A 25,865-nucleotide genomic window follows, 5' to 3' on the forward strand; every position below is an offset into this window, starting at 1 on the left:
CCTGCACCAACGCCCCGACCACGACCAGGCGGTGGCGCGGGGTCCGTTCCGGCAGGCGGCCCTGTACCCAGGAGGAGGCCGCCCAGGCCAAGGCGGCGCCGGTGAAGGCCAGCCCTGTCACGACGGGTGCCACGTCCCGGTCGGTGACGAGCATCAGCGGCACGAATGCCTCCAGCGTGAAGAACACACCTGAACTCAGTCCGCGCAGCAGCACCGTGGCCGGCAGGCCGCGCGAGGCGCGCCAGGTGCCCGTCGGCAGCAGCCGGGTGGCGAACAGCACCATCAGGGCGAGTCCTCCCGCCGCGAACAGCAGATGGCGCGCGTCCCAGCCCGATACGCCGTACTGGCCCAGCGCCGCGCCCACGCTCACCGCCACCGCGACCGTCAGGGCAGGGCGCGGTGGCTTCTCCTCCGACTGCTCGGGCGTGTCCTGCCAGGAACGGCCGCGCAGCAGGGCCACGACTGCCAGCGCGGGCAGTGCCGTCAGAACCGCCAGGCCGTAGAAGACCGCGCGCCAGGACCACCACTCGGCGACCAGCCCCGCCAGCGGAGGGCCGACCAGTGACGGAATGATCCAGCAGGCGCTCATCAGCGCCAGGGCACGTGGCTGCAGACGGTCGGGATACGCCTGGCCGATCGCGGTGTTGATCGACACCGCGACCATCCCGGCCGCCACTCCGTCCACGAAGCGCCCGGCGGCCAGCTGCCAGATCGAGGTGCTGGAGGCCGAGACCAGCAGGGTGAGCACCGCCAGCACCATGCCCGCCGCCAGCGGACGGTGCGCCCCCGCACGGTCCGCCCAGTGACCGCCCAGCACCCCGCCCAGCAGACTCGCGGCCACGAAGCAGCCCGCCACCAGCGGGAAGAGCGACACCCCGTCCAGATCCCGTGCGGCCGTCGGGAGTGTGGGTACCACGGCCAGCGCGGCGAGCCCGGTCAGGAACATCACGGCGGCGAAGCTGGAGGTGGCCGTCACGTACGTTCTGGAGAACAGCCCCTCGGCGGCTTCGGACCGTACGGGCGGAAGGCCGGCCGTCGTCGTCCGCCCGCCGCGTACCGTCGTGGCCGGTTCCGTGGAATTCGCGGGTGCGTCGCGCGATGATCTCTTCGGGGCATCAGTCACGGGCGCACAAGCTATGCCGACCGCACAACCGCGTGCCACTCGTTTTCCGGGTACGAAGCAGGCCCGAGCCGGCCGGAGTCGCTCCGAGTCGGCCGGAGTCGGCCGTTTTGCCGGAGCGGCAAAAATGTTCGCGCCTGCCCCGGCATCCGACGCATGATCGTGTCCCGGCCGACGGGTCGCGACCGGCCGATGTCCGGCGCCGATCCGTTCGGCGCATCCGATCGGAAGGATCCGGAGGATCCATGCCACAGTCGACCCAGGTCACAGGCTTCAGACACCGTACGGTCCCCTCGCCGGCCGGCCGGATCCACCTGGTGGAGCAGGGCGTCGGGCCGCTGGTGCTGTTGGTACACGGCTTTCCGGAATCCTGGTACTCCTGGCGCCACCAGCTGCCGGTGCTGGCCGCGGCGGGGTACCGGGCGGTTGCCATGGACGTTCGCGGCTACGGGCGTTCTTCCAGGCCCGAGCCCGTCGCCGCGTACCGGATGCTCGACCTGATCGAGGACAACGTCGCCGTGGTGCACGCGCTCGGCGAGCAGACCGCGGTGATCGTCGGGCACGACTGGGGCTCGACGATCGCCGCCGACTCCGCCCTCGTCAGACCGGACGTCTTCCGCGCGGTGGGTCTGCTGAGCGTTCCCTACGCGCCACCGGGTGGGCCACGCCCCAGCGAGGTCTTCGCGAAGATGGGCGGGGACGAGGAGTTCTACGTCTCCTACTTCCAGGAGCCCGGCCGGGCCGAGGCCGAGATCGAGCCGGACGTCCGGGGCTGGCTCGCGGGCTTCTACGCCGCGCTGTCCGCCGACACGATGCCCGCCCCCGACGCACCCGACCCGCACTTCGCCCGGCGCGGCGGAACCCTGCGCGAACGGTTCCCCACCGGGCGGCTGCCCGGCTGGCTCGGCGAGGACGAACTGGACGTCTACGCCGGGGAGTTCGAGCGGACCGGCATGCGCGGCGCGCTCAACCGCTACCGGAACATGGACCGGGACTGGGAGGACCTCACGAATTTCCACGGCACGCCCATCACCCGGCCCGCCCTGTTCATCGGCGGCGGCCTCGACGCCTCGACCACCTGGATGTCCGAGGCCATCGAGGCGTACCCGACGTCCTTGCCCGCGCTGGACGCCTCGCACGTCCTCGAAGGCTGTGGCCACTGGATCCAGCAGGAGCGCAGCGAGGAGGTCAACAGCCTCCTGACCGGCTGGCTCGCCGCCCTGCCCCGCTGAGCCGCCGCGGTCCGTGGCAGCGGCCGGGAAGCGGACCGGAGCGCCGGGGAAGGGGGCCGACCCTCAATGGGTCGGGGCGCAACCGGGCCACTGCCCGTACCTCATCCTCGCTCCGGACCGCACCGTTCGCATCCTGATCGGCCCAGCGTCACCGGCGGACCCGCCCGGTCCCGCGATGCCGGCCCCGCGGCGCGGCCCCGTGACCGGGTGACGCACCGCACCGGATCAGCTCCCGGCTGGTTCGGGTGCCGACGCGGCCTCCGGAACGGGCCGGGCCGCAGCCGGCGCGGAGGAACCGCGTCCGGGCAGGAAGAACGCGATGGCGAAGGCCACCAGGGTGGCACCCGCACCGACCGCCATGACCGCGCGGAAGCCGTTCTGCGACGGCACGGTGAGCGGACCGAACTCGGTGGTCATCTGGGCAAGGACCACACCCGCCACCGCACTGGCGGCCGAGGCACCGATGGCCCCTCCGGCTCGACCGCGGGGTCATGGCGATGCAGTTGATGGTGCACATGCTGGCCGCGCGCGAACGTTCGCTCGCGGACGGAACCCACGCCACTCACTCCGGCCGACCCGCGTACGCCACCGGGCTCGTGGACGCGATCACCGGACTCTGGACCGCCCCCGTGACGCCCGGCCGGTAGCGGCCGACGGCCTGCCGCTGCCGGCGCCGATGCACCGACAGCGGCCGAAGCCGTCAATTCCTGTGCACCGCTCCCGAGTGTGCGGGAGCGGTCGCGTTCACAGAGTGCGTTCGAGGCGGTCGGCCATCAACCGGACGAAGCGCGAGGGGTCGCCCAGTTCGCCGCCCTCGGCCAGCAGTGCCAGGTCGTGGAGGAGTTCGGCCGTCTCCTGGAGACCGGTGCCGTCGTCCTCGCCGCGTTCGGCGTGTGCCCGGTTGAGACCGCTGACCAGCGGGTGCTCCGGGTTGAGTTCGAGGATGCGCTTGACCTGGGGAACGGTCTGGCCCATGGCGCGGTACATGTTCTCCAGGGCCGGCGTCACGTCGTGCATGTCCGAGACGATGCAGGCGGGCGAGACGGTGAGGCGCGAGGAGAGCCGCACCTCCTTGACGGTCTCGCTCAGCCGGTCCGTCATCCAGCCGAGCAGATCCGCGTACTCCTGCTGCCGGCTCTCGCGCTCGGTCGCGGCCTCCTTCTTCTCCTCCTCGGTGCCGAGGTCGACCTCGCCCTTGGCGACGGACCGCAGCTGCTTGCCGTCGAAGGCGGGCTCCGCCTCGACCCACACCTCGTCGACCGGATCGGTCAGCAGCAGCACCTCGACGCCCTTGGCGCGGAACGCCTCCATGTGCGGGGAGTTCTCGATGGCCTGACGGGACTCGCCCGTCAGATAGAAGATGTGCTCCTGGCCGTCCTTCATCCGCTCCACGTACTGCCGCAGAGTGGTCGGCTCGTCCTTGTCGTGGGTGGTGGCGAAGGACGAGACACCGAGGATGGCCTCACGGTTCTCGAAGTCGCTCAGCAGCCCTTCCTTGAGTACGCGGCCGAACTCCCGCCAGAACGTGGCGTACCGCTCGGGTTCGGCGGACATCATGTCCTTGACCGTCGACAGCACCTTCTTCGCCAGCCGCCGGTGCATCAGCTGGATCTGGCGGTCCTGCTGGAGGATCTCGCGCGACACGTTAAGCGACAGGTCCTGCGCGTCGACGACGCCCTTGACGAAGCGCAGGTACGGCGGCATCAGCGCTTCGCAGTCGTCCATGATGAAGACGCGCTTCACATAGAGCTGGATGCCGCGCTTGTACCCCTGCATGAACAGGTCCTGCGGCGCGTGCGACGGAATGAAGAGCAGTGCCTGGTACTCGAAAGTGCCTTCCGCCTGCAGGCGGATGGTTTCGAGCGGGGCACTCCAGTCGTGGCTGATGTGCTTGTACAGCTCGTGGTACTCGTCGTCGGTGACCTCGTCGCGCGAGCGCGCCCACAGGGCCTTCATGGAGTTGAGCGTCTCGGGCTCGCGCGGGGTGTCGTCGGCCCCCTCCCCGGTGTCCGCAGCGTCATCGGCCGCGGCCTCCGCGGCCATCCTGACCGGCCAGGTGATGAAGTCCGAGTACCGCTTGACGATCTCCCTGATCTTCCACGGGGAGATGTAGTCGTGGAGCTGGTCCTCGGTGTCCTCCGGCTTGAGCCGGAGCGTCACGGCGGTTCCCTGGGGAGCGCTGTCGACGGTCTCGATCGTGTACGTGCCCTCGCCGGTCGACGTCCACCGGGTGCCCTGGCTCTCGCCCGCGCGCCGGGTGAGCAGCGTGACCTCGTCGGCCACCATGAAGCTGGAGTAGAACCCGACACCGAACTGACCGATCAGTCCTTCGGCCGCGGCGGTCCTTTCGGCCTCCTTGAGCTCCCGCAGGAACTTCGCGGTGCCCGAGTTCGCAATCGTCCCGATGAGCTGGACCACTTCGTCGTGAGACATCCCGATTCCGTTGTCCCGCACGGTGAGCGTGCGGGCCTGCCGGTCGGTCTCGATGGCGATGTGGAGGTCGGACACGTCCGCGTCGAGCGAGTCGTCGCGCAGTGCTTCGAGTCGCAGCTTGTCGAGCGCGTCGGAGGCGTTGGAGACGAGTTCACGCAGGAACACGTCCTTGTTCGAGTAGATCGAGTGGATCATCATCTGCAGAAGCTGGCGCGCTTCCACCTGAAACTCGAACGTCTCAGTGGGCATAATCCGTGATTCCTTCTCAGGTCCGCGGGCTGGAATCTGGCCTGAGAACTCTAGATCAGCCGGTCCCGTTGGGGCACCGCCGCCCGACCTCCGGTCAGGCCGGCGCCACCGCGTACCCGTCGGCCGTCCAGCCGCCGTCGCTGACCATCACCTGGCCCGTGATGTTCGCGGACACCCCGGAGGACAGGAAGAGGGCGAGGTGCGCGATGTCCTCCGGGCTGCCGAGGCGGCCGCGCGGGGTACGGCGGCGCAGCGCCCCGGTGTCCAGCCGCCCGGCGTCGGAGAGCCGGGTCAGCAGATCGGTCTCGACGTACCCGGGCGCGAGCGCGTTGACCCGGATGCCGAACCGGGCCCACTCGACGGCCAGGACCTTGGTGAGCGCGGCGACGGCGGCCTTGGTCGCGCAGTACGCCGCGCGCTCGGGCCCGGCCGTCACCCCGTACATCGACGAGGTGGTGAGGATGACACCTCCGTCGCCCTCGCGCATGATGCGGGCGGCGGCGCGGGCGCAGACGAAGACTCCGGTGAGGTTGACGTCCAACGCGGTGTTCCAGCGGTCCAGTTCGAGATCGAGGGAGGGCGCGTTGGCGGACACACCGGCGTTGGCGACCATGACGGACAGCTCTCCCGTCCGGGCGGTGAACGCGCCGAGCGCCGCCGTCACGGCGTCCTGGTCGCTCACCGGGGCGGTGGCCGTCGCGATCACCTGGCCGGGGTGGCGCGCCGCCGGTGCGGGCCGCACCCGGTCCAGTTCGTCGCTGTCGATGTCGAGCAGCAGCACATGGCAGCCGGCCTGCACGAAGGCGTCGGCCATCGCCAGGCCCAGGCCGCGCGCGGCACCGGTGACGCATACGGACCTGCCGCTCAGGTCGGGGTAGATCGCCGCTTCCGTCGTCATGTTCCGTTCCGTTCCCGCTCGTTCCGCCACGTTCTCCACCGGTGTTCTCGGTCCTGCTCAGACCATGTGCATGCCGCCGTTCACATGGATGACCTCGCCCTGTACGAAGCTCGCCGCGGGCGAGCACAGGAAGGTGACGACGGAGGCCACTTCCTCCGGTCTGCCCAGGCGGCCGAGGGGGGTGGTGGCGAGCGCGGTGTCGCCGCGGGCGGCGACGTAGTCGCGGGTCATGGAGGTCTCGATGATGCCGGGCGAGACCATGTTGATCCGTGCCCTGGAGCCGAGTTCCCAGGCGAGGCTGCGGGAGAAGGCGAGCAGCGCGCCCTTGGTCGCCGCGTAGTGCGCGTGCCGGATGCTGCCGCGGTGACCGGCCATGGAGGTCAGGTTGACGATGCTGCCGCCCTCGTTGAGGTGGGGCAGGACGGCGCGGGTGAGGTAGAAGACACCGTTGAGGTTGACCGAGATGACGGCGTTCCACTGTTCGTCGGTCATGTCGGCGACGGCCTGTTCCGGATAGATCCCGGCGGCGGGTACGAGGAAATCGACCGAGCCGAATGTCTCGACCGCGGCGACGACGAACGCGTTGTTGCTCTCCGGTGAGGCCGCGTCGAGGGTGCGGGTGATCACGGTGGCACCCGTGGGGTCGAGCGTCGCGGCGAACTCCTCCAATGCCCCGGCGTTCAGGTCCCCGAGCACCAGGTTGGCGCCGGCGGCGTGGAACTGGCGGGCCACCTCGCGGGCGATGCCGCCGCCCGCGCCGGACAGGAGGAGGGTCCGGCCCTCGAAGGCGCGGGCGTCAGTCCGCGGAGCCTGCTGCGTCTGCTGTGTGGTCGCTGTCATGGTCGTCCTCTGTGAACAGTTCGGGATGCTGGGCCAGTTCCAGCCGCGTGCGGCGGATGTGGCCGGTGAGAAAGCGTTCGGCGTCGACGGTGTCGGCCCGTTTGATCGCCTCGATGATCAGGCGGTGTTCGGCGTGGATCAGTTCCCAGCCGCTGTCGCCCGCGAGCCGGGCGAAGGCGCGGCGGTAGTGCTGTGTGGTGTTCCAGAACCGGTCGACCATGGCGGTGATCTGAGCGACCCGGCAGCCGGCGTAGGTGAGCAGGTGCAGCCGGCGGTCGAGGGCCAGGAAGCGGTCCACGTCGGTGGTGAGTTCGATCTGCCGCGCGATCGTCTCCAGTTCGGTGACCTGCTCGGCGGACAGATGCGGAACGCTCTCGCTGAGGGCGAGCGGCTCCAGGCGTTCGCGGATCTTGTAGACGCCCTCGCACTCCGCCATGTCCATTCGGGAGACCCAGGCGCCGCTGTTGGACTTCACCACGGTCAGGCCCTCGGCCGCCAGTATCCGCAGGGCCTCGCGTACGGGCAGCCGGCTGGCGCCGAGCTGCGCGGCGACCTGCTCCTGCATGATCCGTGCGCCGGGGCGCAGTTCACCGCTCAGGATGGCGGCACGCAGATGGTCCGCGACGCGTTGGCTGGCGACGGCGGCGCTGGATCCGGACGGACCGGATCCCGACGTGGTGGATCCGGACGGGTCGGATCCGGTGGTCGGCTTGCGTGACATGGTTCTCCCTGGTGCGGTGTCGCGGCAGCGTGTGCGGCGTGTTCAGACGGAAGGCTGCCACAGCAGTACGGGTGAGTCGGCCTCGTACCGCTTGCCGCCCGGGTAGGAGACCAGCTCCAGCTGCATCCCCCAGGGAGTGAGGAAGTAGACCCAGCGCTGCCCCTCGCTCGGGCCCGAGCTGGCCGTGGGTTCGCCCAGGATCCGTACGCCGTGCCGCCGCAGGTGTGCCACGGCGGCGTCGAGGTCGGTGACGTAGAAGGCGAGATGGTGGCCGCCGACATCACTGTTGCGCGGCGGTCGCGTCTCCTGTCCGGGGGCCTCGTACTCGAAGATCTCGAAGTTCGGACCGCCGGCGCAGCGGAAGAAGCGCAGCTCGCGCATCACGGCGCGCGGGTGGACGCCGAGGTGGTCGCTCATCCAGGTGCCGTCGGAGCGGAACGGGCCGAGCGAGTAGACGTGCTCGCAGCCGATCACCTCGACGAAGAACCGGGTCGCCTCTTCGAGGTCTGGAACGGTGAAGCCGATGTGCTCGACGCCGGCCAGTCCGGGAAGTCCCCGCTCTCGATCTTCTGTGGAATGGATCCATCTGTCCGCCATGCCTCTCACATTGCGCCGCCTCAGGTGCGGTAGTCAATGGATATTCCTGAAATCTGAATGCAACGTTCCGGTAACGAGGTATTGGCTATGGATCCATTCACTGCGACAGTGCTCACCGAATCACACAGGAGAGTGCTCATGCCCACACACCGGAAACTGGCCCCCGCCTCACCCTGGACCGAGGTGACGGCGACCAAGAAGGACTGGCACGGCGCGGACCCGCGGCTGCTGACCTCGATGTTCACCCAGACCTTGCTGATCAGGACCTTCGAGGAGTACGTCCTCGACCTCGCGGGCCAGGGACTGATCCATGGGCCTGCGCACTCCAGCATCGGCCAGGAGGGCGGCGCCGTCGGCTCCGTACTGCCACTGACCGGTGCCGACTTCGTCGGCGGCTCGCACCGGGGGCACCACCAGTTCCTCGCCAAGGCTCTGGGCTATGTCGCGCCCGGCGGCATCGACCTGCGCCGGCCCGTCGACGACGAGGTGCGCACCGTCCTGCAGCGCAGCCTGGCCGAGATCTGCGGCCTGGCCAGGGGCTTCTGCCGGGGGCGGGGCGGATCCATGCATCTGCAGTGGCGCGAGGCCGGGGCCATGGGCACCAACGCGATCGTCGGCGGCGGCGTGCCGCAGGCCGCCGGGTTCGCCTGGTCGGCACGGCAGGCCGGCACCGATGCCGTCTCGGTCACCTACTTCGGTGACGGCGCGGTCAACATCGGCTCCGTGCTGGAGACGATGAACCTCGCCGCCGCCTGGAAGCTGCCGGTCTGCTTCTTCATCGAGAACAACAAGTACGCCGTCTCCACCCATGTGGACGAGGCGACGGCCGAGCCGAGGCTGTCGGCCCGCGGCCTGGGCTTCAACATCCCCAGCTGGCGCGTGGACGGCATGGACCCGCTCGCCACGTACCTCGCCATGAGAGAGGCGGTGGACCACATGCGGGCCGGCAAGGGCCCCACCATCGTCGAGGCCGAGGTCTACCGCTTCTTCCACCAGAACGGCCCGTTCCCCGGCAGCGCGTTCGGCTACCGCACCAAGGCCGAGGAGAAGGAGTGGCGGGCCCGCGACCCGCTCGCCCTCGTCTCGCAGCAGCTCGTCGAGAACGGCGTCCTGAGCGCCGACGAGATCGAGGACTGTACCGCGCGTGCCAAGGCGGTCATGGCCGCCATCGGCGACGAATTGCTGGAGCCCGACCCCGACGGCAAGCCGGGCACCCGCCGCATCAGGCCCGCCGAATGGCCCGACCCGTCCTTCCGCGATGTCGGCGTACGGGGCGACCTCAGTGAGTTCGACGACGTGCGCGTCGCCGACACCGGGACCGGGCCGGAAGCCTTCCAAGGACGCCTGGAGCAACGGAAGTTCATCGACGTCGTGGCCGAGGTGATGAGCCGGCGCATGGCCGAGGACGCGTCGGTCGTCGTCATGGGCGAGGACGTGCACCGGCTCAAGGGCGGCACCAACGGCGCGACCAAGGGCCTGGCCGAGGCCCACCCGGACCGTGTCCTGGGCACGCCGATCAGCGAGAACGCCTTCGCCGGGCTGGCCGGCGGCATCGCGCTCGACGGCCGGTACAAGCCGGTGGTGGAGTTCATGTACGCCGACTTCATGTGGGTCGCGGCCGACCAGATCTTCAACCAGATCGGCAAGGCCCGGCACATGTTCGGCGGCGACGGACAGGGGTCCGGCGTCCCGCTCGTCCTGCGCAGCAAGGTCGCCATGGGCACCGGCTACGGCTCCCAGCACTCCATGGACCCGGCGGGCATCCTCGCCACGGCCCCCGGCTGGCGGATTGTCGCCCCGTCCACGCCCTTCGACTACGTGGGACTGATGAACTCCGCGCTGACCTGCAAGGACCCCGTCGTCGTACTGGAGCACACCGACCTGTACAACTCGGTCGGTCCGGGCCCGGTGGACGACTTCGACTACTGCCTGCCGGTGGGCAAGGCAGCCGTGCGCCGCACCGGTTCACGGATCACCGTCGTGACGTACCTCGCGATGACCAACTACGTGCTGGAGGCCGTCGAGCAGTTGGGCCTGGACGCCGAGGTCATCGACCTGCGCTGGCTGGACCGCGCCAGTCTCGACTGGGACACCCTCGGCGCGAGTATCCGCAAGACCAACAACGTGCTCATCGCCGAGCAGGGCCCCGTCGGCACCTCGTACGGCGGCTGGCTGTCCGACGAGATCCAGCGCCGCTACTTCGACTGGCTCGATCAGCCGGTCGAGCGCGTCCAGGCCGGCGAGTCCTCGCCCAGCATCAGCAAGGTGCTGGAGCGGGCGGCCATCGCACGGACCGAAGAGGTCGTGGCCGCGCTCCAGCGGGTCACCGAGAACTGACCCTCCCCGTACGAGAGAACACCCAGGAGGGTTGATCATGGCAGAACTGTTCCGAATGCCCGCCGTGGCCGCCGACGCGGCAACGGCCGTGCTGTCCGCCTGGCAGGTGGCGGAGGGAGCGTCGTTCACGAAGGACGACGCGCTGGTCTCCATCGAGACCGACAAGGCCGAGGTGGACGTCTCCGCCGAGCGGGACGGCGTGCTGCTCAAGACGCTGTACGAGGCCGGCGTGGAGATCGAGGTCGGCGACCCGATCGCCGTGCTCGGCGCCACCGGCGAGCAGACCGGTGACCTCGACGCGCTGCTGGCGGAACTCGGCGTCGGCGTCGCCGCGCCCGGCGAGGCCCGGCAGGCGGTGCGCCGGGACGTGCCGGAGGAACCGGTCGCCGAGCGCCCGGCCGCTCCGGGATCCCCGGCGTCCTCCGCCGTGCCTTCCGCCGGCGAGCCGGATCGCGGCGGGCGGGTCTTCAGCAGTCCGCTGGCCCGCAGGCTGGCCCGGGAGGCGGGCCTCGACATCGAGGTCCTGACCGGCACCGGCCCCGGCGGCCGCATCGTCAGGCGTGACGTCGAGGCCGCGGTCGCGGCCCGGCCGGCACCGGCGACCCAGCCGCCTGCGGCCCCGGCACCTCCGGTGGCCGCCACCGTGCCGCAGGCCACCGCCCCCGCCGGCACCGGCGACCACGAGGACATCCCGCACAGCCGGATGCGCCGGGCCATCGCCAGACGCCTGACGGAGAGCAAGCAGCACACTCCGCACTTCTACCTGCGAGCGACCTGCGCCGTGGACGAGCTGCTCGCCCTGCGGCAGCGGATCAACGCCGTCAGCCCGGTCAAGATCTCGGTCAACGACCTGCTGATCAAGGCCGTCGCCACGGCACACACCCAGGTGCCGGAGATGAACGCGGTGTGGCAGCCGGACGCCGTACGCCGGTTCCGTACCGTCGACGTCTCGGTCGCCATCGCCACCGACACGGGCCTGGTGACCCCGGTGCTGCGCGGGATCGAGAACCTGTCGGTGTCGGCGATCGCCACGCGGACCCGCGCGTACGCGGAGCAGGCGCGCTCCGGAGGGCTGCGGCCCACCGACCTCGAAGGCGGCTCGATCACCGTTTCCAACCTCGGCATGTACGGGGTCGAGGAGTTCACCGCCATCATCAACCCGCCGCAGGCCGCGATCCTGGCCATCGGCGCCGCACACGACGAGGCGGTGGTCCGCGACGGTGCGGTCACCGCGGCCAAGGTGCTCGGCGTGGTCCTCTCCGTGGACCACCGTCCGGTGGACGGCGCCGTGGCGGCGCGCTGGCTCGCGGCCTTCACCGAGACCGTGGAGAACCCGGTCCGGCTCGTCGTCTGACCCCACCCCGGTGGCAGGGCGGCCCGCGGCATCACCGCCGCAGGCCGCCCGGGCCCCCATCACCCCAGGCCGCAGTCCGCGTCCGACGGCTGCCAGAGCACTCCAAGAGGACACTGATGTCTTTGATCCGCGGTTCCCGCACCCCAAGTGCGGCCATACCGAACGAAACCCCGCGCGATGCGCTCGGCGAGCTGGACCAGCGCAATCTGCGGCGGCTGATGCCGCTGCTGCTGGCCGCCTACATCATGTCGTTCCTGGACCGGACCAACATCGGCCTGGCCAAGGAACGCCTGGAGGTCGACCTCGGCATCTCCGCCGCTGCCTACGGGCTGGGCGCGGGGCTGTTCTTCCTCACCTACGCGATCTCCGAGGTGCCCAGCAACCTGATCATGTACCGCGTGGGCGCCCGCTGGTGGATCACCCGGATCATGGTGACCTGGGGCGTCATCTCCGCCTGCATGGCCTTCGTACAGGGTGAGAAGTCCTTCTACGCCATGCGGCTGCTGCTCGGCGCCGCCGAGGCCGGGCTGCTGCCGGGCATCCTGCTCTACCTCACCTACTGGTTCCGCTCCGAGACCCGCGGCAGGGCCATCGGGCTCCTCCTGCTCGGCGCCTCCATCGCCAGCGTCGTCGGAAACCCGCTCGGCGGACTGCTCATGGAGATGGACGGACTCGGCGGCTGGCACGGCTGGCAGTGGATGTTCGTCATCGAGGGGATCCCCTGCCTCTTCCTGGCCGTCGTCATCTACCGGTTCCTGCCCGACGGCCCGGCCAAGGCACCCTGGCTGACAGCGGACGAGGCCCGGCTGGTCCAGGACGCGGTCACCCGCGAGCAGACCGAGGGCTCCGAGGCCGCCGGCAACGGCTCCGGGTCCGGCTCGCTGCTGACGGTGCTGCGCGACAAGCAGATGCTGCTGGCCATCTTCGCCAACTGGACACACCAAGTCGCCCTGTACTCGGTCGTCTACTTCCTGCCCGGCATCATCGGCGGCTGGGGCGACCTCTCGCCGTTCACCATCGGCCTGCTGACCGGCCTGCCCTGGCTCACCGCGGCCGTCGGTGCCGTACTGGTGCCGCCCCGCGCGACCACGCCCCGGCGCTCCCGCAACTTCGTGGTGGTCGGTCTGCTGATGATGTTCACCGGCCTCATCGTCGCCGCCGTCGCCGGTCCCGTGATCGCCCTGCTCGGCTTCTGCTTCACCGGGCTGGCGTTCTTCGTCGTCCAGCCGCTGCTGTTCAACTTCCCCGCCACCCGCCTCTCGGGCAAGACCCTCGCCGGCGGCCTGGCACTGCTCAACACCATCGGCATCACCGGCGGCTTCGTCGGCCCCTACATCATGGGCTACACCGAGGACGCCACCGGCAACCACCTGTCCGGCCTGTGGGTCTCCATCGTCCTGCTGGCCCTCGGCGCACTGGCGGCCACCCGGCTGCGCTTCTCCCCCAAGTCCTGACGAGCACCGGGGCGTGGGCCACCCTCCTGTGGGGGCCCACGCCCCGGCAGCAGAGTGGCCCACGCCCGGACGCGTCGCGTACCCGACTAAGGGCTGCCCCTGGATGACCGGGGCGGACTGAGTGCCCCCGCTGACGGTGTCGTTGACTGTCACAGTCGGCGCGTCTGCTGCTTGGGGGGCGAACTCGTCCAGCAGCAGGCGTAGTTCCTGTGCGGCTGCCGGGTCCGCGCGCAGCGCTCGGCGCATCCTGAGCCGCCGAGGCCGGCGCGTCGCAGCGTATCGATTCCGCGCATGGGCTTCCAACTACGGAAGGGGAGGGACACCGGCCATCTCGCCGAAGCCGATGAGGCGTTCCGGTGCACGAGGGGCGGCTCATTGCTCGTCCTCGGTGGGCCCGACCGGGTCGGCGGTCCGTGCCGGAAGGAGCACGGACCAGCAAGCTTCCTCCTCACGCTGCTCCTGGCTCCGTCGCAGCCATGCCTGGACGGTCAAGGACACCACAGCGGTGGTGCCCGCTACCGCCGGCAGCGCGACCACGCTCGGATCGATCGGCATGAGCAGCAGAAGCATCGTGAGGGCCGCCGATCCCCACCCGGTCAGCACAGCGGCCGCGGCCAGCCGCCGGGAGCGCGGCCGGTCCTGGCCCGCCCGCAGATCGATACAGGCAGGCAGGTACCAGACGTTGCCGGATGCGAAGAGCACGACGACACCGACCGCCAGAACACCGTGGGACATCGGGAAGCACTCTCCTGGGAGCGGGGTTGGGGGGAGGGAAGGGTCAGTGCGGTACAGCGGGTTCGAGTTCAAGTGCGGCGATCTCCGGATGGTGCAGATCGAAGGCGGGGGACTCGCTGCGGATACGGGGCAGGGAAGTGAAGTTGTGCCGGGGCGGAGGGCAGGACGTGGCCCATTCCAGGGAGCGGCCATAACCCCAGGGGTCGTCGACGGTGATCTTTCTGCCGTACTGGCTGGTCTTCCAGACGTTGTAGAGGAACGGCAGGAACGACAGTCCGAGGAGGAATGAGCCAATGGTGGAAAGGGTGTTGAGAGCGGTGAAACCATCAGCGGCGAGATAGTCCGCGTACCGGCGCGGCATTCCCTCGACTCCGAGCCAGTGCTGCACGAGGAACGTGAGGTGGAAACCGACCGTCAGCACCCAGAACGTGATCTTGCCCAGGCGCTCGTCGAGCATCCTGCCGGTGAACTTCGGCCACCAGAAATGGAATCCGGCGAACATCGCGTACACGACTGTACCGAAGAGCGTGTAGTGGAAGTGGGCTACGACGAAGTACGAGTCGGAGACATGGAAGTCCAGCGGTGGTGAGGCCAGGATGACTCCGGTCAGGCCGCCGAAGACAAAGGTGATCAGAAATCCGGTGGTCCACAGCATCGGCGTCTCGAAGGACAGTGATCCCTTCCACATCGTGCCGATCCAGTTGAAGAACTTCACTCCGGTCGGTACGGCGATCAGGAAGGTCATGAAGGCGAAGAAGGGCAGCAGTACGCCACCGGTCACATACATGTGGTGGGCCCAGACGGTGACGGACAGGCCGGCGATGGCGATCGTCGCGGCGACGAGACCGATATAGCCGAACATCGGCTTCCGGGAGAAGACCGGAATGATCTCGGAAACAATACCGAAGAACGGCAGAGCCAGTACATAGACCTCGGGGTGACCGAAGAACCAGAAGAGGTGCTGCCACAGAAGCGCGCCGCCGTTGGCGGGATCGAAGATGTGTGAGCCGAACTTCCGGTCCATCTCCAGCGCGAAGAGCGCCGCGGCCAGGACAGGGAAGACCAGGAGAATGAGTACGGCGGTCAGCAGCACGTTCCAGGTGAAGATCGACATCCGGAACATGGTCATTCCTGGGGCACGCATGCAGATGATGGTGGTGATGAAGTTCACCGCTCCCAGAATGGAACCGAAGCCGGAAAGCGCCACGCCCATGATCCACATGTCGGCGCCGACGCCCGGTGAATGCGTAGCGTCGGACAGCGGGGCATAGGCGAACCATCCGAAGTCGGCGGCGCCCTGCGGAGTGAGGAACCCTGCGGCGGCGATCAGTGAACCGAAGAGGAACAACCAGTACGCCAGCATGTTCAGTCGCGGAAACGCCACATCGGGTGCGCCTATCTGAAGCGGCATGAGCCAATTGGCGAATCCTGTGAACAGCGGCATCGCGAACAGGAGCAGCATCACCGACCCATGCATGGTGAATGCCTGGTTGAACTGCTCGTTGGAAACGATCTGTGTCCCGGGACGGGCGAGTTCGGCACGCATCACGAGTGCCATCGCGCCACCGATCAGGAAGAAGACGAACGCGGTGACGAGATAGAGAGTGCCTATCTGCTTGTGGTCGGTCGTCGTGAGCCACGAGACGACGATCCGCCCGCGGGACGAACGGCCCGGCAGATCGGTGCCGGGTCGCATCGCCGGCTCTGTCGTGTCGGCCCCGGTGGCTTGGCGACTGTTGTTGGTGGAGTGCGCGGCGACGATGGCGGCTCCGGGTCCGGGGGGCACGGACCCCTGTGCGGGGGCGGCCTGATTGCCCTGAGATTCCATTGCGTCCACCGGACCGTGTCCTCCAACTCTTGCGGTTCTTCGAGCGCTCCCCGGCCGCACGGGGCGGCGGGGAGCGGTCGGAAAGGTCCGGCGGATCACGAGGGGACGGACCGGACCTTCCCGGCCGCACCATGCTGGCCGTGCCCCTCGAAGCCCTCCAGGGACCGACAGGTACCTTCCACGGGGCCGACCGGCCCTGCTGCCGGCCCGTCGGGCGGCCGACCGGCCTCACCCGAGCCGGTCCCGGGGGCGGCAGTGCACCGCCGGGCCCTCGGCCCCGTGGCTGTCGTAGGCTGACCGTCCGTGGACCGGTCCCAGCCCTGCGGTGATCCGGTGAGCAATTTCCCGGCATACGGCACACGGACCCAGAGAGCGGCGCCCCGATGACAGAGACAGCACCTACCGCGCCCGACTCCCCCTTCGGAGTTCCTTCTCCCGGCTCCGCCTCCCCCGCCCCCGAATCGCCCGGAGCCCGCTGCCCCGGTCCGGCGCTCTGGCCTCAGCCCAGTCGGCCGGACAGGATGCGCAGTCTGCTGGATGCCGTGATGAGTCTGGGGCGGGGCCTGGAACTGCCCGAGGTGCTCCGCGGGATCGTGGAGGCCGCGGTGACCCTGACCGACGCGGAGTACGGAGCGCTCGGCATTGTCGGGGACGGGCAGAAGCTGCTGGAGTTCCTGCCGGTCGGCATATCGGAGCAACTCGCCGCCGTGATCGGCCAGACGCCGTGCGGGCGCGGAATCCTCGGTGAGCTGATCCATCACCCGGAACCGCTGCGGCTCACCGACCTGAGCCGCCATCCGCGCAGCTTCGGATTTCCGCCCCATCATCCCCCGATGCGCACCTTCCTCGGGGTGCCGGTGCGGGTTCGCGACGAGGTGTTCGGCAACCTCTACCTCACCGAGAAGCGGGGCGGGGTGAGTTTCGACGCCGACGACGAGGCGGTGCTGACCACCTTGTCGATCGCGGCCGGGGTCGCCATCGACAACGCCCGCATGTACGACGAGAGCCGGCGCCGGGAGCGGCGTCTGGAGGCACTGGGTGAGATCACTCGCACTCTGCTCTCGGGGACGGACACCGACGAGGTGCTGCATCTGATCGCCGAGCGGGCGATGGAGGTGGCGGGGGCCGACCGGGCCGCGATTCTGTTGCCGACGCCCCCCGCGTCCCTCTCCGGAGCTTCGGAGACATCCGGGGTTGAGGCACGTCTCACCGTTGCCGTCGCCCACGGCAGGGACTCCGAACGCGTCACGGGGCTGTCCGTACCCGCGCGGGGATCACTGGCCGGACTCGCCGCCCGTACCGGGACACCGGTGCACTGCGCCGATGTCCGCACCGATCCCCGGGCCCACCCGTTCGGCGACGGTGCCGAGGACGGTCTGGGTCCGGTGGTGACGGTGCCTTTGCGAGTCGACACGGGGGCAAGGGGCGCACTGCGCCTGGGGCGGCCGGTGGACCGCCCGCCGTTCGACGACACCGAGGTAGCACTCGTCTCGGGCTTCGCCGACCAGGCGGCCATCGCCCTGGAACTGGCCCGTAGGCGGGCCGAGTCCGAGGAACTCGCCGTCATGCACGACCGGGACCGGATCGCCCGCGATCTGCACGATCTGGCGATCCAGCGGCTCTTCGCGACCGGGATGACTCTGCAGAGCACCACGCGTGCCATCGCGGACCGGCCGGACGCGGCCGAGCGGGTCAGCCGGGCGGTGGATGATCTGGACACCACGATCCGGATCATCCGGTCCACCATCTTCGATCTGCGGACAGCGGACGGTCCGGGCCGCGGCGGGCTGCGGCACCGGATGACGGAGACCGCTCGCACGGCGGCACACGCCCTTGGTTTCCGGCCCTCTGTGCGGATCGACGGGCCGGTGGACACCACGGTGCCGGACGAACTGGCCGAACACGTGGTGGCGGTCGCCGCCGAGGCGGTGTCCAATGCCTCTCGCCATGCCCGTGCCACTCGTATCGGCATCATGCTGTCGGCCGACGACGCGGTGACCCTGACCGTCACCGACAACGGCATCGGAATCGGGGACGGTGTCACGACCGCGCCCGGGACAGGGGCAGCGGTCGATGCCGACGAACCGGCGGCCGGACGCCTCGGCGGGCTGGCCAATATGCGTACGCGGGCAGAGCTGTGCGGCGGCACACTGGCCGTCGAACGGCCGGCGGACGGCGGCACCCGGATCATCTGGCGCGTTCCGCTCCACGGCTGACGCCCGAGTGCCTGTCAGCTTCCCGGGGCCGGGGGGCGCCCCTGGCGGTCCTTGATCCGGCCGACGAGCATCGCGGCCTGGATTCGGCGGCCCACGCCCAGTTTCGCGAGGATCGAGGAGATGCGGTTCTTGACGGTCTTCTCGGCCAGGAAGAGACGTTCCGCGATCTCTCGGTTGGTGAGGCCCTCGCCGATGAGATCCAGGATCTGCCTTTCCCTGGGCGTGAGTCCGTCCAGTTGCGATGCCTCCGACGCCTCGGCAGGGGTTCGCTGGGTGGTGCCCCGCAGCCGTGCCATCACGCGGGCGGTCGTCCGTGGATCGAGCATCGAGGTGCCTGACGCGACCGTGCGTACGGCGGCGATCAGATCGGCTCCGTTGATCTGCTTCAGCACGTACCCCGCGGCGCCCGCCATGATGGCGTCGAACAGCGCCTCGTCATCATCGAACGACGTCAGCATCAGGCAGGCGAGTTCGGGCATCAGGGCACGCAACTCCCGGCACACCTCGATACCGGCGTGGTCACCGCCTTGGTCGTCGCCGAGGCGGACGTCCAGTACGGCGACCTGCGGCCTGCAGGCCGGTACGCGGGCCAGCGCCTCCCGGGCGTCGGACGCCTCGCCGACGACCTCGATGCCGTCCTCGGCTTCCAGCAGATCGCGTACGCCGCGCCGTACGACCTCGTGGTCGTCGAGGATGAAGACGCGTACAGGGGTCGCGGATTGCGTCGGAACCGTGTTCAACGGGGTCGTGCTCAGCGAAGAATTCGAGGACTCGTTCACACCATGCTCGATCGATTCGGGGAGAGGGCCGCAAACAGTATGTGCCCGTCCGCGAGCCCGTTCCCGCCGGGGTGCCACAGCATGGCAAACGGCGTCTGAACAGGGCCGAAAGGCCCTGTGGCCGGGGGCCGGTCAGCGGGCAGGGCGCGGTGCCATACTGACGCCGCCAAGATCGTCCGGGCGCCACGGACATCTCCCTTCCCGGCCACCCCACTGCGCTGCACCGAGGAGTCACCGGCCCATGAACACCCCGAGCGAGGACTACCACGCACTGCTCGCACGGCATGACGCGATGCGGCTGCGACGACGCATCCTGGCCCCGTCCGGAAGCCGTACCGAAGCGTGGAGCGCCGAGGCTCCGCAGGCGTACGACGGAACGGCCGACCAGCTGCTGATCAGCGATTCGCTGCCACTGGTGAACCCACTGGAGGAGCTGATCGCCGAGCTGTACCGGATCCTGTTCGAGCGGCATCCATATCTGCGTTCGCTGTTCCCCGAGTCGATGGCGTTCCAACAGGCCCATCTCGCGGGGATCTTCCGCTACCTGATCGGCAATCTGCACCGTACGGACGAAATGATCGGCGTCTTCGGGCAGTTGGGGCGCGACCATCGCAAGCTCGGTGTGCGCCCCGCGCATTTCGAGGCCTTCGAGGCGGCTCTGATCGAGGCGCTGCGCGTGCGTGCGGGCGCCCGGTGGACCCGTGCGCTGGAGGACGCCTGGCTGCGGATGCTGCGGCTGGCTGTTTCGGCGATGGTCAGGGGCGCGGACGAGGCGATCGCCGAACCGCCCAGCTGGGAGGCGACAGTGACCTCGCACGAACTCCGCACGCCCGATCTCGCGGTGCTGCGGGTACGGCCCCATCAGCCCTACGCCTTCGAGGCCGGACAGTACGCGTCCTTGGAGTCGCCGCTGCTGGAACAGGCCTGGCGTCCCTACTATCTGGCCCGCGCGCCGCATCCGGACGGTGAGCTGGAGTTCCATGTACGGGCCCGGGGCGCCGACGGGGTGAGCGATGCGCTGGTGCACGGTACACGGGAGGGCGGCACCGTTCGTCTCAGCGCCCCGCGCGGCGCGCTGGCTCTGCCGGATCATCTTCCGTCCGCAGACATTCTGCTGATCGCCTCCGGTACGGGCTGGGCTCCGATGAAGGCGCTGCTCCAGCAGATCGACGCCGACCGGTCCCGTGAGCACCGAGTACGGCTGCTGCTGGGTCTCGCCGCGCCGGAGGAGAGAGCGGCGGCCGATGAGATGTACGACGCGGCGTATCTGGAAGCGTTCCGGCGCGGACACCCCTGGCTGACCGTCATCGCTGCTGATGCGGCGCATGCTCGCTTCGCGGGCGCCGGGCTGCGGGCCCTGAACGGAATACTGCCAGCGCATCCTGGGGCCGCGGCCCGGCAGCACGCCTTTCTGGCCCTGGCTCCCGAGGCCTCCGCGACCGGGCCGGCGCGGGCCGTCTCCGCGCGTCTGGCCGCCGCCGGAGTGCCGGCCGCGCACATCCATCACGAGACCACCGCCATCGTCGCGGTCACAGAAACGTCTGCCAGTACGACCAGAACCGGATTGCTATCAGCATGACGACGGCCAGGCACCAGGTCACCGGCACCACGAGGGGGAACTCCAGCACCGCCGCGACCAGGGCGCGCGGGGCGGGCAGGACGCCGTGGCGCAGATTGTGCACCGTGGTGTGCCAGAACATCAGGATGGTGGCCACCCACACGAGCACGCACCACAGGCAGAGGGCACCTATGTCGTACAACGCCTGTGTCATCAGCCACATGCAGAAGCCGACGCCGAACAGCGTGCCGAGGTTCAGCCCCAGCCAGTACCAGCGCCGATAGCGTGCGCCCGCCAGCAGGCCGGCGCCGGTCCCCATCACCACCCCGAAGGCAACCAGCCCGATGAGCGGGTTGGGAAAGCCGAAAGCCGACGCCTGCTCGCTGCGCATCACATTCGTGCAGGACACCACGGGGCTCAGCGAGCAGGCGGGCACGAAGCCGGGGTCGGCGAGCAGTTCGAACTTGTCGATCGTGATGACGAACGAGCCGAGCAGCCCGAGCGCGGCGGTGACGACCAGCAGCCATGCGGACCCCCGCCTCGCCCCGGCGCACTCCCGGTCGAGGCCCGCCCCGGACGCGCCGGCGCGGGCCCGGTCGTCGGTCTCGGGTTCTTCCGTCATCCTCCCCGCCCCGCGCTCCGACAGCTTCATGTCCGCCCCCGTACGCAACCGTCCGGCCAGACGACCTCCACCCGGATTCCTCGCGCACGCGCGAAGGCAACCAGATGCGCGGTGGCGTCCCGGCCGTCCGACGGCGATCCGTCCCACACGGCCAGCACGGTCCGGCACGTCCCCACCAGACGTTCATCGGCGCTGACACACGCGTTGCGGTCGGCCGGATCGAAAGCCAGCAGCCGTACTTGTTCGGCCAGGACCAGCAGTTCGCCTGCGGCCGACCGGTCCCGCTCGGGCAGCACGGCGGGAACAGCGCCCTGGGCCGGCAGCATCACTGTCAGCTTCCGCCCGGCCTCCCGGGCGGCCCGCCCGAACACCAGCGGCAGCCCCGCCCCGACCCGCACCAAGGCGGCCGCGCCCTCTGCCAAGCGGTCCAGCCGCGCTCTCAGTTCATCCTCCACCAGGTCCAGGGTTCTCTTGCTGAGGTCTCTGTGCCCGACGACTGCGATCACCACGTTTCCCTCCTGCGCGCACCCGCACCGTCCGAACGCACCCGCACGCCACGCCACGGCCCGGCCCTTGACCGGCCCGGAGCACGCGATGCACCGCAGTGAACCCATCGGAGGTCCGACGCCGCTAGGGCCGTTCGGCCCTGGGGCCGTTCGGCCCTGGCGTGGGGACGGCGCCACACGATGTACTCGTGCGGCAGGTGAGCAGACCAGGAGACGAGGCAGCCCATGAGCCACTCATGCCATCAGTCGCCCCAGCCGTCGGTGCGCACGGCTGTGACCACACCATCGGAGGCGGCACCGTTTTCGGGTTCGGCGGCCATCGCGCCGCGCCGCACGGTCGAATTGACAGGTGCCCAGGCACTGAGCCTGCTTGGCAGGACGTCGCTCGGGCGGATCGTCTTCACCCAGCACGCGCTGCCCGCCATCCGACCGGTGAACCATCTGCTGGACCACGGTCAGATCGTCATCCTGACCCATCAGGACTCGGATCTTTTCGCCCAGGCCCACGACCATGGCGATCGGGGAGTCGTGGTCGCCTACCAGGCCGATGACATCGATCCGCTGACCCATCTGGGCTGGAGTGTCGTCGCCACGGGGTACTGCCGCCCGGTCGCCGATCCGGACGCGCTGACGCGCTACCAGCGGCTGCTCCGCCCCTGGCCGGGCCCAGTGATGAACTGCGCGGTACGCATCCGTCCACATCTGGTCACCGGAATCCGGCTGGCCGTCTAACTCGCCGCCCAGGCGTGAGCGCGAGATCGCGGAGGATCTGGCCACGGCGTCAGTGCCGCTGATATCACGCCGTCCAGGCCGGACTTGCGGACCGTCTCGGCCAACAGCGCGGCCCGTGCCTGCGAATCCGCACGGCGACCACCGCCCTCGATACGGACACGCGGGTACGGCCCGTTACTCCTGATCACCTGAGGAGTGCTTCTTTCCACGCGACGACCAGAACCTTTGGTCCTTCATGAGGCACTCAGCGCATCCATGAGGCACTCAGCGCATCTTGGGCTCCGCAGCCCCTTCCTTCCGGTCGGGACCGCACTCCTGCTTCGCCGCCGAGCAGACAGTCCGACCACCCGGCACCGGCCTGTCAACCGGCCCAGGCGGGCGGGCCGTTCACGGAAAACCGGGCTCGCGCTCGTGAGATCAGGACGGCCGGGTCGGGGCGCGCCTGCAGCACGTTCAGGATCAGGAGCCACCACTGGTCCAGCCGGGACCCGAGTTCCTGCTCCCTCGCCACCTCGTCGGTGAGGTCGTACAGACCGTACAGCGCACACACGAGCGTCGTGGCCGTACCCGATGGCTCGATTCCCTCGGCGAGTTCACCCTTGGACCGGGCCTCGGCAAGAAGCCGTGTGACGGCCGCGGTCCAGGCGGCAAACGGTGCGGGCACGGCCGCGTCGATGCTGCGGCGCTCGGCCCACAGGCGGGCGCCTGCGCGCGCTACGACGTCCTCACGCAGGACTCTGGCGATCTCGAAGCTCAGGGCGACAAGTTTCTCAAGCGGCGGGACGCCCGGGTCCGTGTAGTACGGGGTCAATTGCGGCCATGTGGCGAACTGTTCACGGACGACGGCGAGGGCGAGCTTCTCCTTGCTGGAGTAGTGAAAGTAGACGGCTCCACTGGTCTTCCCCGAGCGGCCGCTTATGTCGTTGATACTGGTGCCCACGTATCCCCGTTCGACAAAGAGATGCGCTGCGGCTTCCAATAGGGATCTCCGGGTTGCCCACGCCCTGTCTTGCACGTGTGTTCCACCTTCGTTCATTTATTCGATGAATTTGATGCAGTGGGTAGTGCGCCCGCGCACTGGCGGCACTTCACCGCCGACCGTACAACTTTTATTATCTTCGACTGTGCGTACATGTGGGTGACATCGATAAATCGCGGCCACGCGCCGATGGCTCCGCGAACGGGACTGCCCCATACGGCCACCAGGACACGATTTACCTCAACCAACCCATTCTGCAATGCAGTTGGCCAGGTCCACGGCGCTCCACAGTCGACCTCCGGCGTGCTCCGCCCCTTCGCACCTAGCCTGCAACCGGCCTGCCGTCAAACACTCGAAGTAGTGATTGCGCCCCTCTTCCCACAAAATTAACGTAGTGACCACGATGTTTTCGGGCTCGACCCATACGGCGGATGACGCCAGTAGTGGCGGGCCCCACGGAGGTGAATCGACCACCTTCGCGCACGGTCAAGAAAGACCGTTCGGCATCCCAGTCCCAGTAGTCGAGCGCGTCTCTCCCGCAGTCCGACATCTCACTGAACTCGGCGACACAGTGGGGATTGCGCTCTCTCCGAGAACGGCAGAGAAATGACAGCTCATAGCCTCTTTTGCTGGTCTCCGGCCGCCATCGTCTTCGATTGCGACGGAACCCTGATGGACACCGAACGCCACTGGCAGGACGCACGCAACAGAGTCTTCAGAGAGTTCGGTCTCAAGCCCCCGGCCGGATTCGCCGAGCGGGCCAAGGGAGTGCATTACACCGAGTGCGGGAGCCTCATGGCCAGGGAGACCGGAAAGCCCGACCTCACCGGCGATATGACCCATTCGCTTCTCCGGCACTTCACGGCGTTGGTCGACGCGGACCCTGTCACCATGCCGGGCGCGGCGGCGCTGGTTCGTCTGGCTGCCCGCCACCTGCCCCTCGCGGTTGCCAGCAACTGCCCGCTGGACATGGTGGAGTCCAGCCTGAATCGGGCCGGACTGCTGGGCCACTTCGGCCACATCGTCGTCGCGGGCGCCGGATTGCGGCCCAAGCCCCATCCCGACGTCTACGCCGCCGCGGCAGATCTCTGTGGCGTGCGGCCACAGGACGCACTGGCGGTCGAGGACTCCGTCACCGGTATCGACTCGGCGCGAGCCGCCGGCCTACGCACGCTGGGTGCTGGCCCTCGCCCTGCCGGACGGGGTGCGGACCGGGCCGATCTATGGGTCAGCACCCTGGCCGACCCGGAGCTGGTGGCCTGGGCCAACGCCTGGATCACGGAGTGATCGTTTCGGAATGAGGTTCGGAGTCGTCTCAAGCAGATGATGCCGCAGGCGAGTTGGAGCGTGCCGGGATGGAGGTCGGCCCGTATCTCGTAGCGGATGCGGATGCGGATGCGCACACAATGAGCCTCCGCCAACTTGAAGGTGCAGGTCAAAATGCTGGTGCGCGGCTCTTTCGGGGTACTCGCGCAGGTCGTGGGCGGTGGTCCGAGGCGTAGATCGTCCGTCACCGCGTGAGGCCCGCGGCGCCCCACTACAGGCACGGTTCCGTGTTCTCAACGAGAGGCAGATCGCCTTTGCCGGGGCGGGAGACGAAACCGACGACCGATATACCCGGCCTGAATTCTGTTCTCGGCTGGGAATCCGTCCCGCCTTCATAGACCGAAGGGCGTGTCAGTGCTCGCCCTTAACCTTCCGCCATGGGAAGCACACAAAATCAGGATGATGGGCGCTGCTACGCATGGCGGGATCTGCTGCAACGGTGGAGTGACGAGTGGCTCGCCCCCGTACTGCACGAACAGGAGCGGGCCGAGTCGTTTCCCGACAAAGTGCGCAAAGCTCGCTGGCTGGGAGCTGCTGGGGCTACCGGCGAGGAACTCAGCGCGCTCGAACAGCGACTGGGCACCGTTCTGCCGGCGAGCTACCGGCAGTTCCTGCTGACCAGTAACGGCTGGCTCAACACAACCCATGGCATCGACCGAATCTTGCCGCTCCAGGAAGTCGGATGGGCCCGGGACCTGGACCTGGAGCTCATCACAGGCTGGACGGGTGGACCCACGGGGACGGCGCCTCGGGTGAGTGACGAGAGGTACTTCGTCTACGGCGAGGCCCAGGACCCCGCCTCGCTCCGCCCCGAATACCTGCCGCACACCCTGACGATCAGCCATACCCCGAACGCCACCGACGTCTACCTGCTCAACCCCTGCGTGGTCACCGCAGACGGAGAGTGGGAAGCCTGGTATCTCGCCCACTGGCTGCCCGGAGCGGTCCGCTACCGGTCCTTCTGGGACCTGATGAATGACGAATACAACAGCTTCCGCGACGAACAGTGAAAGTCGTGGGTCATCGACCCTGTGAGGACAGGGCAGGAATCGTGCTGCTGGATCAGCGTGCGAGTCCTCCGCGTCAGAGATGGGTGATCAAAATCCGCGGTTGACTTCGAGATTCGTCAACACGAGCAGGGCGCGCAGGAGGCGGGTGGCGCGGGCGGGGTCGGTGCGGAGCTTGGTGAGGATCCGCCAGTTTTTGAGGTGTGCGAAGCCGTGTTCGACCGGTGCGCGTCCGGTGGCGAGGACCGGGTCTGTCAAACGAGGGCTCTGTTCCGTAGTCGGTGGTGACGTTCTGTTGTCACGACAGAAGGATTCGGTGGCGGAGGAGGTCGAATCCTGCTC

At 68.9% G+C, this 25,865-nt stretch carries 24 protein-coding genes and 1 pseudogene; 10 read left to right on the top strand and 15 right to left on the bottom strand.

Annotated elements, in window-relative coordinates; all coding sequences use genetic code 11:
- A partial coding sequence (locus ABZY11_RS29740; RefSeq protein ID WP_356482116.1) for an MFS transporter occupies positions 1-994 on the bottom strand: 994 nt, incomplete at its 3' end.
- A gap of 371 nt (positions 995-1,365) precedes the next feature.
- Here ABZY11_RS29740 and ABZY11_RS29745 point away from each other — a divergent pair.
- Complete coding sequence (locus tag ABZY11_RS29745) at positions 1,366-2,352, top strand: alpha/beta hydrolase (protein WP_356482095.1); 987 nt, start codon at positions 1,366-1,368, stop codon at positions 2,350-2,352.
- A gap of 225 nt (positions 2,353-2,577) precedes the next feature.
- On the opposite strand, the gene ABZY11_RS29750 is transcribed toward ABZY11_RS29745, so the two are convergent.
- Positions 2,578-2,769 carry a hypothetical protein gene (locus ABZY11_RS29750; RefSeq protein WP_356482096.1) on the bottom strand — a complete coding sequence of 64 codons (192 nt, stop codon included), beginning with the start codon at positions 2,767-2,769 and terminating at the stop codon, positions 2,578-2,580.
- Positions 2,770-2,843: 74 nt separating this feature from the next.
- Between ABZY11_RS29750 and ABZY11_RS29755 the strand changes: the two genes are divergently transcribed.
- Complete coding sequence (locus tag ABZY11_RS29755) at positions 2,844-2,999, top strand: hypothetical protein (protein WP_356482097.1); 156 nt, start codon at positions 2,844-2,846, stop codon at positions 2,997-2,999.
- Between the two features lie 97 nt (positions 3,000-3,096).
- Here the strand turns inward: ABZY11_RS29755 and htpG are convergent, their stop codons facing one another.
- The 5 genes from htpG to ABZY11_RS29780 form a co-directional block, all read right to left on the bottom strand.
- Positions 3,097-5,034: a molecular chaperone HtpG gene (gene htpG, locus ABZY11_RS29760; protein ID WP_356482098.1), complete on the bottom strand. Its 1,938-nt coding sequence runs from the start codon at positions 5,032-5,034 to the stop codon at positions 3,097-3,099.
- Between the two features lie 94 nt (positions 5,035-5,128).
- Positions 5,129-5,932: an SDR family NAD(P)-dependent oxidoreductase gene (locus tag ABZY11_RS29765; protein WP_356482099.1), complete on the bottom strand. Its 804-nt coding sequence runs from the start codon at positions 5,930-5,932 to the stop codon at positions 5,129-5,131.
- 57 nt (positions 5,933-5,989) lie between these two features.
- Positions 5,990-6,772 (bottom strand): SDR family NAD(P)-dependent oxidoreductase, encoded by a 783-nt coding sequence (locus ABZY11_RS29770; protein WP_356482100.1) that lies wholly within the window; start codon positions 6,770-6,772, stop codon positions 5,990-5,992.
- Positions 6,729-7,493: a GntR family transcriptional regulator gene (locus ABZY11_RS29775; RefSeq protein ID WP_356482101.1), complete on the bottom strand. Its 765-nt coding sequence runs from the start codon at positions 7,491-7,493 to the stop codon at positions 6,729-6,731. The genes ABZY11_RS29770 and ABZY11_RS29775 overlap by 44 nt, the downstream gene beginning before the upstream one ends.
- 42 nt (positions 7,494-7,535) lie before the next feature.
- A complete protein-coding gene (locus tag ABZY11_RS29780) occupies positions 7,536-8,090 on the bottom strand; it encodes a VOC family protein (protein WP_356482102.1) in 555 nt (184 codons plus the stop codon).
- A 138-nt stretch (positions 8,091-8,228) separates the two neighbouring features.
- Between ABZY11_RS29780 and ABZY11_RS29785 the strand changes: the two genes are divergently transcribed.
- From ABZY11_RS29785 to ABZY11_RS29795, 3 genes are all read left to right on the top strand, one after another.
- Positions 8,229-10,427: a thiamine pyrophosphate-dependent enzyme gene (locus ABZY11_RS29785; protein WP_356482103.1), complete on the top strand. Its 2,199-nt coding sequence runs from the start codon at positions 8,229-8,231 to the stop codon at positions 10,425-10,427.
- 37 nt (positions 10,428-10,464) lie between these two features.
- Entirely contained in the window at positions 10,465-11,781 is a 1,317-nt protein-coding gene (locus ABZY11_RS29790) for a 2-oxo acid dehydrogenase subunit E2 (protein ID WP_356482104.1), read from the top strand.
- A gap of 116 nt (positions 11,782-11,897) precedes the next feature.
- Entirely contained in the window at positions 11,898-13,235 is a 1,338-nt protein-coding gene (locus ABZY11_RS29795; RefSeq protein ID WP_356482105.1) for an MFS transporter, read from the top strand.
- Between the two features lie 372 nt (positions 13,236-13,607).
- Here ABZY11_RS29795 and ABZY11_RS29800 read toward each other — a convergent pair whose 3' ends face one another.
- Together ABZY11_RS29800 and ctaD are read right to left on the bottom strand one after the other, a co-directional pair.
- Positions 13,608-13,970, bottom strand: a complete 363-nt coding sequence (locus ABZY11_RS29800; RefSeq protein ID WP_356482106.1) for a hypothetical protein — start codon at positions 13,968-13,970, stop codon at positions 13,608-13,610.
- A 43-nt stretch (positions 13,971-14,013) separates the two neighbouring features.
- Positions 14,014-15,666, bottom strand: a complete 1,653-nt coding sequence (gene ctaD, locus ABZY11_RS29805; RefSeq protein ID WP_356482117.1) for a cytochrome c oxidase subunit I — start codon at positions 15,664-15,666, stop codon at positions 14,014-14,016.
- Positions 15,667-16,319: 653 nt separating this feature from the next.
- Between ctaD and ABZY11_RS29810 the strand changes: the two genes are divergently transcribed.
- Positions 16,320-18,014, top strand: coding sequence for a GAF domain-containing protein (locus tag ABZY11_RS29810; protein ID WP_356482107.1), 1,695 nt, complete (start codon positions 16,320-16,322; stop codon positions 18,012-18,014).
- Positions 18,015-18,028: 14 nt separating this feature from the next.
- Here the strand turns inward: ABZY11_RS29810 and ABZY11_RS29815 are convergent, their stop codons facing one another.
- On the bottom strand, positions 18,029-18,754 hold the full coding sequence (locus ABZY11_RS29815; protein ID WP_356482108.1) for a response regulator transcription factor: 726 nt from the start codon (positions 18,752-18,754) through the stop codon (positions 18,029-18,031).
- A 280-nt stretch (positions 18,755-19,034) separates the two neighbouring features.
- Here ABZY11_RS29815 and ABZY11_RS29820 point away from each other — a divergent pair, with 280 nt between their 5' ends.
- Positions 19,035-20,372, top strand: coding sequence for a globin domain-containing protein (locus ABZY11_RS29820; protein ID WP_356482109.1), 1,338 nt, complete (start codon positions 19,035-19,037; stop codon positions 20,370-20,372).
- On the opposite strand, the gene ABZY11_RS29825 is transcribed toward ABZY11_RS29820, so the two are convergent.
- Together ABZY11_RS29825 and ABZY11_RS29830 are read right to left on the bottom strand one after the other, a co-directional pair.
- Complete coding sequence (locus tag ABZY11_RS29825) at positions 20,323-20,973, bottom strand: vitamin K epoxide reductase family protein (RefSeq protein ID WP_356482110.1); 651 nt, start codon at positions 20,971-20,973, stop codon at positions 20,323-20,325. The two genes, ABZY11_RS29820 and ABZY11_RS29825, sit on opposite strands and share 50 nt — an antisense overlap.
- Positions 20,974-20,999: 26 nt before the next feature.
- Entirely contained in the window at positions 21,000-21,479 is a 480-nt protein-coding gene (locus ABZY11_RS29830) for a hypothetical protein (protein ID WP_356482118.1), read from the bottom strand.
- A 225-nt stretch (positions 21,480-21,704) separates the two neighbouring features.
- Here ABZY11_RS29830 and ABZY11_RS29835 point away from each other — a divergent pair, with 225 nt between their 5' ends.
- A complete protein-coding gene (locus ABZY11_RS29835; protein ID WP_356482111.1) occupies positions 21,705-22,211 on the top strand; it encodes a pyridoxamine 5'-phosphate oxidase family protein in 507 nt (168 codons plus the stop codon).
- A 361-nt stretch (positions 22,212-22,572) separates the two neighbouring features.
- Here ABZY11_RS29835 and ABZY11_RS29840 read toward each other — a convergent pair whose 3' ends face one another.
- Complete coding sequence (locus tag ABZY11_RS29840; protein WP_356482112.1) at positions 22,573-23,247, bottom strand: ScbR family autoregulator-binding transcription factor; 675 nt, start codon at positions 23,245-23,247, stop codon at positions 22,573-22,575.
- A gap of 549 nt (positions 23,248-23,796) precedes the next feature.
- On the opposite strand from ABZY11_RS29840, the gene ABZY11_RS29845 reads away from it, so the two are divergent.
- The gene (locus ABZY11_RS29845; protein WP_356482113.1) at positions 23,797-24,477 is read left to right on the top strand and encodes an HAD family phosphatase; all 681 of its coding nucleotides are present in this window, start codon (positions 23,797-23,799) and stop codon (positions 24,475-24,477) included.
- Positions 24,478-24,485: 8 nt separating this feature from the next.
- Here the strand turns inward: ABZY11_RS29845 and ABZY11_RS29850 are convergent.
- Positions 24,486-24,590, bottom strand: a pseudogene (locus ABZY11_RS29850) (IS5/IS1182 family transposase); the annotation flags it as partial.
- Positions 24,591-24,893: 303 nt separating this feature from the next.
- Here ABZY11_RS29850 and ABZY11_RS29855 point away from each other — a divergent pair.
- On the top strand, positions 24,894-25,526 hold the full coding sequence (locus ABZY11_RS29855) for an SMI1/KNR4 family protein (RefSeq protein WP_356482114.1): 633 nt from the start codon (positions 24,894-24,896) through the stop codon (positions 25,524-25,526).
- Between the two features lie 87 nt (positions 25,527-25,613).
- Here ABZY11_RS29855 and ABZY11_RS29860 read toward each other — a convergent pair.
- Positions 25,614-25,865 (bottom strand): transposase (locus ABZY11_RS29860; protein WP_356482115.1); only part of this gene is annotated, 252 nt, incomplete at its 5' end.

Source organism: Streptomyces sp. NPDC006510, assembly GCF_040611955.1.
In the GTDB taxonomy this organism is placed as follows: Bacteria; Actinomycetota; Actinomycetes; order Streptomycetales; family Streptomycetaceae; genus Streptomyces.